Source organism: Luteimonas sp. KH_071 (assembly GCF_057838005.1).
Map to the genome: position 1 here is coordinate 3,211,404 of NZ_CM174458.1, position 14,830 is coordinate 3,226,233.

Consider the following 14,830-nt stretch of genomic DNA (forward strand, 5'->3'; position numbering starts at 1 on the left):
ACACGCTCGATTGTGCGGCAAAAGCCCCGGCTTGGGTATCGCGCGCGGCCATGCATCGGGTGTGCGCGTCGACACCGCGTTCAGTGATAGCCGGCGTCGACGGCCACCTTGCCGCGGAACACACGGTACGACCAGGCGGTGTAACCGAGGATCAGTGGCAACAGCACCACCAGCCCGGCGAGCACGAAGCCCTGCGACGACGGTGGCGACGCAGCCTCCCAGATACTCAGCGAAGGCGGCACGATATTCGGCCACATCCCCAGTACCAGACCGAGAAATCCGAGCCCGAAGAAACTCAGCGTCAGCAGGAACGGACGCGCATCGCGCCCCTCGCGCATCGCCGCGCGCCACAGCCAGATCGCATTGATCAGGGCCAGCACCGGCACCGGCGACAGCCACCAGAAATTCCCGTCCTCGAACCAGCGCGCCATGATCTGCGAATCGAGGAACGGCAGCCACGCGCTGACCAGCCCCATGAACGCAGCGACCACCAGCACCAGTGGCCGGGTCGCTTTGCGCGCCAGCTGCTGCAGCCGGCCCTCGGTCTTGAGGATCAACCAGCCGCTGCCGAGCAGCGCGTAACCGGCCACCACCGCTGCGCCGGTCAGCATCGAGAACGGGCTGAACCAGTCCAGCGCGCCGCCGGCGTACTTGCCTTCCTGGAGCGGCATGCCCTCGACCAGTGCACCGAGAATCACACCCTGAGAGAACGCCGCCAGCAGCGAGCCCACCGCGAAGGCCGCGCCCCAGAAGCGCTTGCCGCGCTGCGCCTTGAAGCGGAATTCGAACGCAACACCGCGGAACACCAGCGCGATCAGCATCAGCAGCACCGGCAGATACAACGCCGACAGCACGATGGCGTAAGCGCGCGGGAACGCGGCCAGCAGCCCGGCGCCACCGAGCACCAGCCAGGTCTCGTTGCCATCCCAGATCGGCGCCGCGGTGGTCATCATGTGGTCGAGCTGATCGCCGTCCTCGGCGAACGGCGCCAGCACGCCCAGGCCCAGCACGAAGCCGTCGAGCAACACGTACATCAGCACACCGAAGCCGATGACGCCGAACCAGATCACCGGTAGTACGGTCTGCAGGTCGAGTTCCATCAGTCGTCCCCCACCGGGCCGTCGGCCGCGGAGATCGGCCGCATCGGCGTGCGTTCGCCGTCGTCGTGGTCCGGGCCGTCGTCGAAGGGTTGCGGGCCCTTGCGGATCATCTTGAGGATGTAGCCGCCGCCGGCGCCGAACACCACCGCATAGGCGATGACGAATGCGACCAGCGAGATGATCACGCTGGTGCGATCGATGTCGCTGACCGCATCCGCGGTGCGCAGCAGCCCCTGGACCGCCCACGGCTGGCGGCCGATCTCGACGACGAACCAGCCCGCCAGTACCGCGATGAACCCGCTCGGCGCCATCAGCCGCCAGGTGTTGAGCAGCCAGGTCGATTCGAACAGCCAGCGCCGCCGCCATGCCCACAGCGAGACGACGGTCAGCAGCAGCATCGCCATGCCGATACCGACCATGACCCGGAACGCGTAGAACACCGGCGCGACCGGCGGCCGTTCATCGCGGGGGACCGCGGTCAACGGCGCGATCGTGCCGTCCCAGCTGTGGGTCAGGATTACGCTGCCGAGCCGCGGAATCGCGATCTCGTAGTCATTGCGCTCTGCGTCCACGTTCGGCACCGCGAACAGCACCAGCGGCACGCCCTCACCCAGTTCGCCTTCGTGCCAGTGCGCTTCCATCGCCGCGAGCTTCACAGGCTGCATCTCGCCGGTCTTCAGGCCATGCAGGTCGCCGACGACGATCTGCAGGGGCACGGTGAGCGCCGCGAATGCGACCGAGAGCTTGAGCATCCGCGTCGCCGCATCGACGTGCTCGCCGCGGCGCAGATACCACGCCGCCACGCCGCCGATGACGAAACATGTGGTGATGAACGCCGCCAGCACCATGTGCCCCAGCCGGTACGGGAACGAGGGGTTGAAGATGATCGCCATCCAGTCGGCGGGATGGAACACGCCGTCGATCAGTTCATAGCCGGCCGGCGTGTGCAGCCAACTGTTGGCCGACAGGATCCAGAACGTGGAGATCAGCGTGCCCACCGCGACCAGACAGGTGGACAGGAAGTGCAGCTTTTCCGACACCCGGCCCCAGCCGAACAGCATCACGCCGAGGAAGCTCGCCTCGAGGAAGAACGCGGTCAGCACCTCGTAGCTCAACAGCGGCCCGAGGATGTTGCCGGCCGCGATGCTCAGCGCCGACCAGTTGGTGCCGAACTGGAAACTCATGACGATGCCCGACACCACGCCCATGCCGAACGACACGGCGAAGATCCGCATCCAGAAGAAATACAGCTCGCGCCACACCGGATCGCGCGTGCGCAGCCAGCGGAACTCCAGGAACGCCAGCCAGCTCGACAGGCCGATCGTGAAGGCGGGAAACAGCACGTGGAAGGAGATCACGAATCCGAACTGGATCCGCGACAGCAGCAGGGCGTCCAAGCGGAGCTCCAGTGGAATGGCGCACGGTGAGTCTGCGGGCGGCGACGTGAAAGCACGATGCGGCACGCCGTCGCGCGACGGAATGACGCGGACCATGACCTTCGCCAGAGCAAGCCAGAGGACACGGCCCGTTACACTTCGGCCTCCTTGTCCGTGATGGAACCGTCGAATGCGTCGACTGCCGCTGAGCTGGGTGCTCGCCTGTGCCCTCGTGTCTCCCGCCGTTCTGGCACAGCCGGCGCAGCCGCTGACGATGGAGCGGATCATGGCCGATCCGGACTGGATCGGCGCCCCGGTCGAGGGCGCGTGGTGGCGCTGGGACGGCCAGGCGGCGTACTACACGCTCAAGCGCGAAGGCAGCAGTGTCCGCGAGACCTGGCAGCAGCCCCTGACCGGCGGTGCGTCGGCCCGCGTCGAAGATGGCGCGCGCGCCGATCTCGATGCGCAGAACCCGATCACCGATGCCACCGGCACGCGCATGGCGTTCCTGCGCAACGGCGATCTGTTCGTGCGCGATCTGCGCACCGGCGCGCTGACCCAGGTCACGCGGACGGAAGCCCAGGAAGCACAGCCGCAGTGGTCGACGGCCGGCGGCCTGGTCTGGCGCGCGGGCAACGACTGGTTCGGCTGGGACACCCAGCGCGGCATCACGCAGCTGGCCAGCCTCAAGGCCGAGGACGATCCGGCCAAGCCGCCCAAGGACGATGATCTGCGCGACCGCCAGTTGCGCATGATCGAAACCCTGCGCGTCGAGCGCGAGCGACGCGACGGGCTGCGCATGCAGAACGAGACCTGGCGCCGCAGCGATGCCACGCGCGCGCCCGGCCCGGTGTTCCTGGGCAAGGACGTCACGATCGCCGGCAGCGCGCTGTCGCCGGCCGGCGACCGGCTGATCGTCGCCACCACCGCCAAGAGCGGCGATGCGGGACAGGCCGGCAAGATGCCGCGCTACGTCACCGAATCGGGCTACGAGGAATTCGAGGACGTGCGCACGCGCGTCGGCCGCAACGATCCGCTGCCGCACACGCTGTGGCTGGTGGACGTGGCCAGCGGCCAGGCGCGTGAGCTCAAGACCGACACCCTGCCGGGCATCGGCACCGATCCGCTGGCCGACCTGCGCCGCGCGGCCGGCAAGGACGCGCTCAAGGGCAATCGTCCGGTGCGTCTGGAACTCGACGGCCGCGGCGGTGGCGGCGGTGCGATCCGCTGGAGCGCCGACGGCCGCAATGTCGCGCTGTCGATCCACTCGGTCGACAACAAGGACCGCTGGCTCGCCACGGTCGATCTGGCCGGCGCCACGCTGCAGAACCGCGACCGCCTGACCGACACCGCCTGGATCAACTGGGATTTCAACGAGTTCGGCTGGCTGCCCGACAACCGCACGCTGTGGTTCCTGTCGGAGACCTCCGGCTACTCGCATCTGTATCTCAACGACGGCGGCCGCTCGCGCGCGCTGACCTCGGGCCAGTGGGAAGTCTCCGCGCCGGTGATGTCGCGCGACGGCAGCCGCTTCTTCTTCCTCTGCAACCAGCAGTGGCCGGGCCGCTACGAGGTCTGCAGCGCGAACGGCGGCACCGTCAGCGAACTCACGAAGACCGGCGGCATCGAGGACTTCGCGCTGTCGCCCGACGAAACCCGCCTGCTGCTGCGCACCTCCAGCAGCTACACCCCGCCGCAGCTCGCGGTGGCCGATGTCGCCGGCGGCGAGGTGCGCGTGCTCACCGACACCCGCACCGCCGAGTTCAAGGCGCATGACTGGCTGCAGCCGGAATACGTGCAGATTCCGTCCAAGCACGGCGCCGGCACGGTCTGGGGCAAGTTCTACGCGCCTGAGAACTATGAGCCGGGCCGCAAGTATCCGGTCGTGCTGTTCGTGCACGGCGCCGGCTACCTGCAGAACGTCAGCGACCGCTATCCGAACTACTTCCGCGAGCAGATGTTCCACAACATGCTGGTGCAGCAGGGCTACATCGTGCTGGATCTCGACTTCCGCGCGTCCGCCGGCTACGGCCGCGACTGGCGCACGGCGATCTACCGGCAGATGGGGCACCCGGAGCTCGAGGACTACCTCGACGGCATCGACTGGCTGGTCGACAACCACCAGGCCGACCGCGACCGCGTCGGCATCTACGGCGGCAGCTACGGCGGCTTCATGACCTTCATGGCGCTGTTCCGCGAGCCCGGCGTGTTCAAGGCCGGCGCCGCGCTGCGCCCGGTCACCGACTGGTCGCAGTACAACCACGCCTACACCGCCAACATCCTCAACACGGCGGACCTCGATCCCGAAGCGTATCTGAAGTCCTCGCCGATGGAATACGCCGACCGCCTGCAGGACAACCTGCTGATCGCGCACGGCATGATCGACGACAACGTGTTCTACAAGGATTCGGTGATGATGGCTCAGCGCCTGATCGAGCTGCGCAAGGACAAGTGGGAACTGGCGAGCTATCCGCTCGAGCGTCACGCCTACCAGCACCCGGCCTCGTGGTACGACCAGTACCGCCGCATCTACGAGCTGTTCGAGCGCACGCTGAAATGACCGCGCCCGGCCCGTTGCCGGCGGTCGAGCTGCTGCGGCCGTCGCCGTGGAAGATGCTCGCGCTGCTGGCGATTTCGGCCGGATTCGTGTGGATGGCGCTCGTCATCGGCGAGCGCCATCTGCTGATCGCATGGCTGTGCGGCGGATTCTTCGGCCTGTGCGCGCTGGTGGCGCTGGTGTCGCTGCTGCCGGGCGCGAACCATCTGCGGCTCGACGCCGACGGGATCGAGCTGCGCTCGCTGTTCCGGGTCACGCGCTGGAGCTGGCGCGATGTCGTGCGTTTCGGACCGACACGCGTGGGCCTGCACACGATGGTCGGCATCGATTTCGCCGACCACGTGGAGGCCGCGGCGCGCCTGCGACGGGTCAACCGCGGGCTGACCGGCTTCGATGGCGCCCTGCCCGACACCTACCGGCACAAGGCCGCCGCACTCGCGGCGAAGCTGGAAATCTGGCGCCAGGCGCACGCCTGAGCACCTCGCGGCATTGACCTGAATCAATGTCGCCACACGGGCGCCGCCTACAATGCGGGCCATGAACGATTTCGACACCGTCCGCGACTATCTGACCGGCCTGCAGGACCGGATCTGCCATGCAATCGAAGGCGCCGATGGCCGCGCCCACTTCGTCGAGGACCTGTGGCAACGCCCTGAAGGCGGCGGCGGCCGCACACGTGTGCTGCGCGATGGCGCGGTGTTCGAGCAGGCCGGCATCGGCTTCTCCGATGTCTCCGGAACCGCCCTGCCGCCGTCGGCCAGCGCCAACCGGCCCGAACTCGCCGGCGCCTCGTGGCGCGCCTGCGGCGTGTCGCTGGTGTTCCATCCGCACAATCCGCACCTGCCGACCACGCATGCCAACGTGCGCCACTTCCGCGCGATGCGCGACGGCGAGACCGTGGCCTGGTGGTTCGGCGGCGGCTTCGACCTGACGCCGTTCTATCCGGTCGACGAAGACGTGCTGCACTGGCATCGCACCGCGCGTGACCTGTGCGAACCCTTCGGCGGGCAGGCGCGCTACGACGCCCACAAGCAATGGTGCGACGACTATTTCTTCCTCAAGCACCGCAACGAGACGCGCGGCGTCGGCGGCCTGTTCTTCGACGATCTGCACGGCGATTTCGATGCCGACTTCGCCTATATGCGCGCGGTCGGCGACGGCTTTCTCGATGCCTACCTGCCGATCGTCGAACGCCGCAAAGACACGCCCTGCAGCGAGCGCGAGCGCGAGTTCCAGCTGTACCGTCGCGGGCGCTACGTCGAATTCAACCTGGTCTACGACCGCGGCACGCTGTTCGGCCTGCAATCGGGCGGGCGCGCCGAATCGATCCTGATGAGCCTGCCGCCGCGCGTTCGCTGGGAGTACGGCTTCACCCCGGAGGCAGGTAGCGACGAGTCGCGACTGGCCGCGTACCTGCATCCGCGCGACTGGCTCGCCGAGCTGGCCTGAGCGAACTGGCCTGGGCGCGCTGGACTGAAACGGTGATCGCATCCGACGATGCCATGCATCCGGACGTCACGCCGGACTGCCTGCGCGTGCTGCACGAAGACGCGCATGTGCTTGCCTTCGACAAGCCCAGCGGCCTGCTGTCGGTGCCCGGCCGCGGCGCCGACAAACAGGACTGCATCGCGACCCGTGCCCTGGCGCACTGGCCGGACGCACGCGTGGTGCATCGACTGGACCAGCCGACCTCGGGGGTGATCGTGCTGGCGCGGGGGCCCAGGATGCAGCGCGCGCTCGGCGACGCCTTCGCCGGGCGCCGCGTCGACAAGCGGTATATCGCCATCGTCGACGGCTGGCCCGACGCGGACGCCGGCATGATCGATCTGCCGTTGCAGGCGGACTGGCCCAACCGGCCGAGACAACAGGTCGACCTTGATCGCGGCAAGTCCGCTCTGACCCGCTGGCAGGTCCTGTCGCGCACGCAGACGGCCGATGGCACGCCGTGCGCCCGGCTGGCGCTGATACCCGAGACCGGCCGTACGCACCAGCTACGCGTGCATCTGCAGGCGCTCGGCCATCCGATCCTCGGCGATGCGCTTTACGCCCCGCCCGAGGTGCAAGCACGCGCGCCACGGCTGCTGCTGCATGCGGCGTTGCTGACGTTCGAACATCCTGCAACGGGTGCACGGCTGCAAATCGAGTGTCCCGTGCCATTCTGGACGCCTCTGTAGGAGCGGGCTTGCGCGTGAACGCCCTGACCGGTAAAGCACCATCGCGCGCAAGCGCGCTCCTGCAACACACGCGGATCGGCAAATCCCGGACATAAAAAAGCCCCGCAGGCAGGGGGGGCCTACGGGGCTCAGGGAACCGGGCGCGGGGAGACGCCTGGTGGTTCCGGTCGATCACTCCAGGGGAGGAAGCGATCTGGCGACAGACGTTGCATCTGTCGAGGGACATAAGACCATTCCGCGGATGGATGGATCGTGAAGATTATGGTTAATTTTCTGTTGGATTCAGGCCGCATTTACTCGCTCCCTGCGTGACCACCGACGCCGCCAGAACCGGCACATTTTCAGCGGAATACGGGTGTCAGTGCGCCTCGTCCCAGTTGTCGCCGACGCCGCTGTCGACGACCAGCGGTACCCGCAGTTCGCCGGCGCGGGTCATCCGGCTCACGACCTCGGCCAGCAGCGTGTCGACGAACTCGAGGTCCGCCTCGAACACCAGTTCATCGTGGACCTGCAGGATCATCTTCGCCCGGTCCGCGTGATCCGCGATCCAGCCGTCGATGGTGATCATCGCCCGCTTGATGATGTCGGCCGCGGTGCCCTGCATCGGCGCATTGATCGCGGCGCGCTCGGCGCCGGCGCGCTGCGAGGGGTTGCCCTTCTGGATGAAGTCCAGCGTCAGCCGCCGGCCGAACACGGTTTCGACGTAGCCGGCCTCACGCGCCTGCAGCCGCGTGCGGTCCATGAAGTCGCGTACGCCCGGGTACCGCGAGAAGTACAGCGCAATGTAGTCCTGCGCCTCCCCGCGACCGATGCCGAGGTTACGCGCCAGACCGAACGCGCTCATGCCGTACATCAGGCCGAAGTTGATCGCCTTCGCCGCGCGGCGCTCGTTGCCGGTGACCTCGTCGAGCGGGCGGCCGAAGACTTCGGCCGCGGTCGCGCGATGGATGTCGACACCGGATTCGAAAGCGCGCACCAGGCCCGGATCCTCGGACAGGTGGGCCATGATCCGCAGCTCGATCTGCGAGTAATCGCAGGCGATCAGCTTGCGGCCCGGCGGCGCGACGAAGGCGCGGCGGATGCGGCGGCCGTCGTCGGTGCGGATCGGAATGTTCTGCAGGTTCGGATCGCTCGATGACAACCGTCCCGTCGCCGCGCCCGCCTGGTGGTAGCTGGTGTGCACGCGACCGGTGTCGGCGTTGATCATCTCCGGCAGCTTGTCGGTATAGGTACTGCGCAGCTTCGCGAGGCCACGGTATTCGAGGATCACCTGCGGCAGCTCGTGCTGGTCGGCGATCGCCTCCAGCGCTTCCTCGTTGGTGCTCGGCTGGCCCTTGGGCGTCTTGACGAGCGCCGGCAACTTCAATTCGTCGAACAGCAATGCCTGCAGCTGTTTCGGCGAATCGAGATTGAAAGTGCGGCCGGCGAGTTCCGTCGCTTTCTGCTGCGCGGCGAGCATGCGCTTGGACAGGTCCGCGCTCTGGCGGCGCAGTTCGTCGGCATCGACGCGCACGCCATTGGCCTCGATGCGCGCGAGCACGGGCACCAGCGGCATCTCGATGGCGGCGTACACGCGCAGCAGCCCCGCATCGGCCTCGATCCGCGGCTTCATGACCCGGTGCAACCGCAGGGTGATGTCCGCATCTTCCGCCGCGTACTTCGCTGCATCGTCGATGGCGACCTGCGAGAACGAGATCTGCTTGGCGCCCTTGCCGGCCACGTCCTCGAACTTGATCGTGTCCATGCCCAGATGGCGTTTGGCCAGCGAGTCCAGATCGTGGCGGGCGATGCCGGCATCGAGCACGAAGCTTTCCAGCAGCGTGTCGTCGGCGTAGCCGCGCACCTCGACACCATGCCGGCGCAACACGTGGATGTCGTACTTGCCGTGCTGGCCGAGCTTGCGCTTCGAAGGATCTTCCAGCACGCCGCGCAGCGCATCGAGCACCTGCGCGCGGTCGAGCTGCGCGGGGGCGCCCGGATAGTCGTGGCCGACCGGGATGTAGCAGGCGCGGCCGGGCTCGATCGCGAAACTCAGGCCAACCAGGCCCGAGCGCATCGCATCCAGTGCGTCGGTCTCGGTGTCGAAGGCGAATTCCTCCGCCGCCTGCAGCTGCGCCACCCAGGCATCCAGGCGCTCGCGCGTCGTCACCGTCTCGTACTCGCCGGGCACCGACAGCGCGGGGTCGAGCGTCGACGGCGCTGCAGGAGTCGTGACCGTGGCGGCACCTGACGGTGCAGCGTCCGCACCGCCAGCGGCAGCGTCGAGATCCTTCAGCGCCTGGCCGAAGCCGTAACGCGCGTACAGCACGCGCAGGGCATCGACCGCACGTGGCCGCAGGATCAGCGTTTCCGGCCCACCGTCGAGCGCGACATCGGTCTTGATCGTCGCGAGTTCGCGGCTGAGCGGCAACTGGTGCAGCGCCTCGCGCAGGTTCTCGCCGATCTTGCCCTTGATGTTGCCGGCGTTCGCGATCACGCCATCGAGCGATTCGTATTCGGTCAGCCACTTGGCCGCGGTCTTGGGCCCGCACTTGGGCACGCCGGGAATGTTGTCGACGCTGTCGCCCATCAATGCGAGCAGGTCGACGATCTGGTCGGCGCGCACGCCGAACTTGTCGCGCACGGCGTCGTCGCTGTCCATGCGGCTGCCGCTCATCGTGTTGACCAGGGTCACGCGCGGGCGCACCAGCTGGGCGAAATCCTTGTCGCCGGTGGAGATCGTCACCTCGATACCGGCGTCGGCCGCCTGCAGCGCCAGCGTGCCGATGACGTCGTCGGCCTCGACGCCCGCCACGCGCAGGATCGGGAAGCCCAGCGCCTCGACGATCGTGCACATCGGCTCGACCTGCGCACGCAGTTCGTCGGGCATCGGCGGCCGGTTGGCCTTGTACTGGTCGTAGAGATCGTCGCGGAACGTCCTGCCGGGCGCATCGACGACGAACGCGGCGAAGTCCGGCGCTTCCTTCAGCGTCGCACGCAGCATGTTGACGATGCCGAACAGTGCGCCGGTGGGTTCACCGTCGGCATTGGTCAGCGGCGGCAGCGCGTGGAACGCGCGATACAGGTACGAGGACCCGTCGATCAGGATGAGGCGTTTCATGCCTGCGATTCTACCGCCGCGCCTCGCGCGGCCCGTGAGACGCGTCACCCCGGCGCGATCCCCGCCACCGCATACTGGCACTCCTTGGCCCGCGCCGGAGAACACCATGCACAGGTTCCGCACCGCCCTGCTCGCCACCGCCCTGCTGGGCCTGTCCGCCTGCGCGACCACGGGCGGCAACGGCATGCCGGACGGCATCCCCGCCGATGCCGAGCAGGTGACCCGCACCGAATCCAACGGCGACCAGATCACCGAGTACCGCATCGCCGGCCAGCTGCGCGCGGTGCAGGTGGTGCCCTCGCGCGGTCCGGCGTATTTCCTCTACGACCGCGACGGCGACGGCAGCATTGATGGCGACCGCGACAACGTGCCGCAGACCTACTTCAAGCTGTTCAGCTGGTAAGTCCGTGGATGAGGGCTTGCGGGTCGCGCTGGTCGGCTACGGTCTCGCCGGCCGCGCATTCCATGCGCCGCTGATCAAAGCGACGCCGGGGCTGACGCTGCACACGGTGGTGTCGAGCGATGCGGGCAAGGTCCATGCGGATCTGCCCGATGTGCGCGTGCTGGCCGATCCGCGGACCGCGCTCGATGACCCGGCGATCGATCTGGTCGTGATCGCCACGCCCAATGACACGCATGCACCGCTCGCCATCGCGGCGCTGCAGGCCGGGCGCCACGTCGTGGTCGACAAGCCGTTCGCGATCGATCTGGCCGAAGCCCAGGCCGTCGCGGCGGCGGCCCATGCGGGCGGCCGCTTGCTCAGCGTGTTCCACAACCGTCGCTGGGATGCGGATTTCCTGGCGCTTCGTACGTTGATCGAGGCCGGCACGCTCGGCGAGATCGCCGAGGTCCATTCGCATTTCGACCGGTTCCGTCCGAGCGTGCCCGACCGCTGGCGTGAACGCGCGGGCCCAGGCGCCGGGCTGTGGCTGGACCTGGGCCCGCATCTGGTCGACCAGGCCCTGCAACTGTTCGGGCTGCCGGATGCGGTGCAGGCCGATATCGCGATCCAGCGCGTCGGCGCCGAGGTCGATGATTTCTTCCATGTGGTGCTGCGCTACGCGCGGCTGCGCGTAATCCTGCATGCGGGCGCGCTGGTACCCGGCGCGGGTCTCCGGTTCACCGTGCACGGCACGGGCGGCAGCTGGTTCAAGCATGGCCTGGATCCGCAGGAGGCTGCGTTGCGGGCGGGCGGTATTCCGGGGGCGGCAGCTTGGGGCGTGGATCCCGCGCCCGGCCAGCTGCTGCGTGTGGAGGCAGACGGCACGGTGCGGGGTGCGCCTTCACCGTCGCCTGCCGGCGATTACCGCGCGTTCTATGCCGGCGTGCGCGATGCGATCCGCAACGGCGCGCCGCTGCCCGTCACGATCGATGAGGCACTGGATGTGATGCGCGTAATGCAGGCCGCGATCGACAGCGCCGCGAGTGGCAGCGTGATGGTGCCGCACCGTACGTAGGCGGCTGGCTGCGCAGCGTCGCGAGGCTGGTTGCGCGCGACACGTCATCGCCCACAGGCTGCGCTCGTCCAGCATCCGGGGGCACGGTTGATTGATCAACGACGCACGACCAGCTGCGTAGGCGCGCGCTTGCGCGAGATCGGGTCCAGTCGGTAGCGCCACATCGCGCGCGCCCCCACAGAAGTCATTGGGGGGCACATAGAAACGGCGCCCCGAATCCGGGGCGCCGTTCGTGTGACGCATCCACGAAACGCGTTTACTTCTGCAGCAGCTCGCCCACCAGCGCATCGGCGCCGTAGACCGACTTCAGCGATTCGATGATTGCCGCGCTGTGCACCGACACCGTGCGGTTGAGCGCCGGGTCGTACCAGAAGTTGCCGCCCAGCGAATGGATGTTGCCGTCGAACGCGAGGCCGATCACCTGCGCGTCGCGGTTGATCACCGGGCTGCCGGAATTGCCGCCGATGATGTCGTTGGTGCTGACGAAGTTGAAGCGCGTGTCCTGTGCGATGCGGCCTTGCGCGTCCAGCCAGCGCTTCGGCAACGCATACGGTTCGGCACCGGTGTTGCGTGCGAACACGCCGCCCATCGTCGTGAACGGTTCGATCGCCGTGCCGTTCTCCTCCCAGCCGGCGACATCGCCGTAGGACAGGCGCAGGGTGAACGTCGCATCCGGATAGACCGTGGTGCCGAGCTTGTCGAAGCGCACCTTGGCGATCTGCGTGGCGGCCCGGGATTCGATCGACGCCACTTCCGACTCCTGCCGCTGACGGACCGCGCGCGCCGATGCATCGACCGCGCGGGCCAGACGGATGAAGGGATCGTCGGACGCGTCTACCGCCGCGGCGCCACCGTTCCACAGACGCTCGCGCTCGGCGACATCGGCGAGCGTCGAGCCCTCGACCAGGGCCTTGGCAACCTGCGCCGGCGACTGCGCGCCGAGGACGGACTTCACCAGCGGATCGTCGGTGCCCAGCAGTTCGCGGAACTTGGTCAGCGACCAGGTCAGCTTGGCGATCTCGAACTCCGGATACACCGGTGCCGAACTCAGCAGCGTCTGGCGCAGACGCCCTTGGCCGGCGTCCTGGAACTCGGGCAGACGCGCGTCGTTGGGCTTCGCGCGTTCCGCGCCGCCGCGCACCAGGGTGCGGGCGATGCCGAACAGGCGCGAGTCGAAGCCGCGTCCCTGCTCGAGCAGCATGTAGGGAACGGCGAGCTGGCGCGCCGTGACCTGGGCCGCTTCCACGGCGTTCCACGGCGCCGCGTCCACGCCGTCGCGCAGACGCGCTTCCTCGGCACGCTTGCCGGCGAACACCTGCGGATCGAGCAGCGCCTGCAGCTGCCCACGCACCACCTTGTAGCTGTTGTCGGTGAACGTGAGATCCGATTGCGCCTGGCGCGTGGCTTCCTCGTTGAGGCGGCCGTACTGGCCGAGGATCGCGCGACGCTCGGCCAGCCACAGCAGCGTGTTGATCAGGCTGACGTCACGGACCGTTTCCAGCTGGGCGACCGTGAGCTGGCGCTGGGTGCGACCGGGGTGTCCGGTGACCATGACGAGCTCGCCGGCCTCCGCGCCTTCGGGCTTGAGCGTGAAGTGGTGTTCGACGTTCGCCGGCTTGCCGTCCTCGTAGGCGCGCAGCAAGGCGGCGTCGAGGTTGTAGCGCGGGAAATTGAAATTGTCGGGATCGCCGCCGAAGAAGCCGACCGAGTATTCGGGCGTGAACACCAGACGGACATCGGAATAGCGGTGGTAGCGGTAGAGGTGCTGCTGGCCGCCGTTGTAGAGCTCGACGACGTCGCACCGCGTCTTCGCTTCGTCGTCGCCGACGCATTCCGATTCGATGCGGCTCTTCTCGGCGTTGCGCGCCTCCACGTAGGCCTGGCCCTGCTTGCCTTCGGCGGCGCTGGCGAGGCGCGTGCTGACGTCGGTGATCTCCCGCAGCACGTTGAGTTCCTCGGCCGGGCACTGCAGCTCCTCGCCGCGGGCATCGGCCACGAAACCGTCGTTCTGCAGATCGCGCTGCGGCGAGGACAGGCCCTGCACGCAGCCGACGACGCAATGCGCGTTGGTCAGCACCAGGCCGTCGGGCGAGACGAACGAGCCCGAGCAGCCGCCGGCGAGGCGTACAGAGGACTGCATCGCATGGTCCACCCAAGCCTGGTCGGGCGAGAACTGGTACTGCGACTGCAGCGCGGCCTTGGGCAGGTTGTCGAGCGTCCACATGCCTTCGGCGGCGAAGGCGGCGGGCGTGACGACAACAGCGAGCAGGCCGCCGACAGACGCGGCGAGGCGGATGCGTGTCCGGGAACGCGAGGGAACGGGCGTGAAAGCGGCGGACGCCATGGGATCTCCAGTCGAGGCGGCCGGGTCACGGCCGAAGGCCGCCCAGCGTACGCCGCCGCGTCGCCGGCGGCGTGGCCGGAAGGTCATGGTCGCGCCCGCTGTTTGGTCCACACAGTGCATTCCCGTAGGATTGATCTGCGTGCGACACAGGACAGGCTGTCGCCAGTCTTCGAGAAGCCGATGCATCCCAACGACCGCCGCAAGCCGGATCATCCGGACGCCGTCGCCCTCCGCGCCGGGCTCACGCCCGCGCAGGCCAGCGCGATCACCACCCTGGAACAGTTCGGCTGGACGCTCCGCTTCGTCCGGCGTCCGCTGTTCCGTGACCCGGTGCCGGTGCTGTTCGACAAGACCGGCAGCCGCTGGATCGTGGTCGATGGCGACGGCGGACTCGACGAGAACCCGGGCTTCGAACTCCGCGACTGAGCGCATGCATCGGCGATACCGACGGTTCAGCTGAATGCGGATGGCCCTCACGACGGCATCGCTAGCATCCGTCCGTCTTTCACGTCAGGAGCGGTCGATGTCTTCCTTCTCTATCTATCTCGTGGGCATGTTCGTATTGATCGGCGGCCTCGCCTACGGCGCACACCTGGCCGGCCTCGCGCCGCAGTGGATTGCAGTGGGTGTCGTCGTCCTGCTGGGCCTGGGCATCGTGAAGGCGGTCTCGCGCACGCGGCGCCCGGACCCGCCGTCGGCCTGATCGCCGGCCGGTGGAGTCA

General features: G+C 68.1%; 12 protein-coding genes. 8 read left to right on the forward strand and 4 right to left on the reverse strand.

From position 1 onward, the window contains the following. Positions 1–80 precede the first annotated feature (80 nt). On the reverse strand, positions 81–1,100 hold the full coding sequence (gene cydB / locus AC3IRM_RS14860) for a cytochrome d ubiquinol oxidase subunit II (protein WP_489203858.1): 1,020 nt from the start codon (positions 1,098–1,100) through the stop codon (positions 81–83). Then, positions 1,100–2,497, reverse strand: a complete 1,398-nt coding sequence (locus tag AC3IRM_RS14865) for a cytochrome ubiquinol oxidase subunit I (protein ID WP_489203859.1) — start codon at positions 2,495–2,497, stop codon at positions 1,100–1,102. The genes cydB and AC3IRM_RS14865 overlap by 1 nt, the downstream gene beginning before the upstream one ends. 178 nt (positions 2,498–2,675) lie before the next feature. Here AC3IRM_RS14865 and AC3IRM_RS14870 point away from each other — a divergent pair, with 178 nt between their 5' ends. From AC3IRM_RS14870 to AC3IRM_RS14885, 4 genes are all read left to right on the forward strand, one after another. Continuing rightward, positions 2,676–5,036 (forward strand): S9 family peptidase, encoded by a 2,361-nt coding sequence (locus tag AC3IRM_RS14870; RefSeq protein ID WP_489205941.1) that lies wholly within the window; start codon positions 2,676–2,678, stop codon positions 5,034–5,036. Further along, on the forward strand, positions 5,033–5,509 hold the full coding sequence (locus AC3IRM_RS14875; protein WP_489203860.1) for a hypothetical protein: 477 nt from the start codon (positions 5,033–5,035) through the stop codon (positions 5,507–5,509). The genes AC3IRM_RS14870 and AC3IRM_RS14875 overlap by 4 nt, the downstream gene beginning before the upstream one ends. Before the next feature lie 61 nt (positions 5,510–5,570). Then, positions 5,571–6,482, forward strand: a complete 912-nt coding sequence (hemF, locus tag AC3IRM_RS14880) for an oxygen-dependent coproporphyrinogen oxidase (protein ID WP_489203861.1) — start codon at positions 5,571–5,573, stop codon at positions 6,480–6,482. Positions 6,483–6,514: 32 nt separating this feature from the next. Continuing rightward, positions 6,515–7,207: an RluA family pseudouridine synthase gene (locus tag AC3IRM_RS14885; RefSeq protein WP_489203862.1), complete on the forward strand. Its 693-nt coding sequence runs from the start codon at positions 6,515–6,517 to the stop codon at positions 7,205–7,207. A gap of 358 nt (positions 7,208–7,565) precedes the next feature. On the opposite strand, the gene polA is transcribed toward AC3IRM_RS14885, so the two are convergent. Next, on the reverse strand, positions 7,566–10,307 hold the full coding sequence (gene polA / locus AC3IRM_RS14890) for a DNA polymerase I (RefSeq protein WP_489203863.1): 2,742 nt from the start codon (positions 10,305–10,307) through the stop codon (positions 7,566–7,568). Positions 10,308–10,413: 106 nt separating this feature from the next. Here polA and AC3IRM_RS14895 point away from each other — a divergent pair, with 106 nt between their 5' ends. Together AC3IRM_RS14895 and AC3IRM_RS14900 are read left to right on the forward strand one after the other, a co-directional pair. After that, positions 10,414–10,710 carry a DUF2782 domain-containing protein gene (locus tag AC3IRM_RS14895; protein WP_489203864.1) on the forward strand — a complete coding sequence of 99 codons (297 nt, stop codon included), beginning with the start codon at positions 10,414–10,416 and terminating at the stop codon, positions 10,708–10,710. A 4-nt stretch (positions 10,711–10,714) separates the two neighbouring features. Then, positions 10,715–11,764, forward strand: a complete 1,050-nt coding sequence (locus AC3IRM_RS14900; RefSeq protein WP_489203865.1) for an oxidoreductase — start codon at positions 10,715–10,717, stop codon at positions 11,762–11,764. Between the two features lie 256 nt (positions 11,765–12,020). Here AC3IRM_RS14900 and AC3IRM_RS14905 read toward each other — a convergent pair whose 3' ends face one another. Beyond that, complete coding sequence (locus AC3IRM_RS14905; protein WP_489203866.1) at positions 12,021–14,108, reverse strand: S46 family peptidase; 2,088 nt, start codon at positions 14,106–14,108, stop codon at positions 12,021–12,023. A gap of 180 nt (positions 14,109–14,288) precedes the next feature. On the opposite strand from AC3IRM_RS14905, the gene AC3IRM_RS14910 reads away from it, so the two are divergent. Further along, positions 14,289–14,534, forward strand: coding sequence for a hypothetical protein (locus tag AC3IRM_RS14910; RefSeq protein WP_489203867.1), 246 nt, complete (start codon positions 14,289–14,291; stop codon positions 14,532–14,534). A 97-nt stretch (positions 14,535–14,631) separates the two neighbouring features. Then, positions 14,632–14,811, forward strand: coding sequence for a hypothetical protein (locus tag AC3IRM_RS14915; protein WP_489203868.1), 180 nt, complete (start codon positions 14,632–14,634; stop codon positions 14,809–14,811). Positions 14,812–14,830: the final 19 nt, after the last annotated feature.

Bases quoted from the DNA above. Each gene is read 5' to 3' on its own strand.
- cydB (WP_489203858.1), bottom strand. From the start codon at position 1,100: ATGGAACTCGACCTGCAGACCGTACTACCGGTGATCTGGTTCGGCGTC.
- AC3IRM_RS14875 (WP_489203860.1), top strand. From the start codon at position 5,033: ATGACCGCGCCCGGCCCGTTGCCGGCGGTCGAGCTGCTGCGGCCGTCG.
- hemF (WP_489203861.1), top strand. From the start codon at position 5,571: ATGAACGATTTCGACACCGTCCGCGACTATCTGACCGGCCTGCAGGAC.
- polA (WP_489203863.1), bottom strand. From the start codon at position 10,307: ATGAAACGCCTCATCCTGATCGACGGGTCCTCGTACCTGTATCGCGCG.
- AC3IRM_RS14895 (WP_489203864.1), top strand. From the start codon at position 10,414: ATGCACAGGTTCCGCACCGCCCTGCTCGCCACCGCCCTGCTGGGCCTG.
- AC3IRM_RS14905 (WP_489203866.1), bottom strand. From the start codon at position 14,108: ATGGCGTCCGCCGCTTTCACGCCCGTTCCCTCGCGTTCCCGGACACGC.
- AC3IRM_RS14910 (WP_489203867.1), top strand. From the start codon at position 14,289: ATGCATCCCAACGACCGCCGCAAGCCGGATCATCCGGACGCCGTCGCC.
- AC3IRM_RS14915 (WP_489203868.1), top strand. From the start codon at position 14,632: ATGTCTTCCTTCTCTATCTATCTCGTGGGCATGTTCGTATTGATCGGC.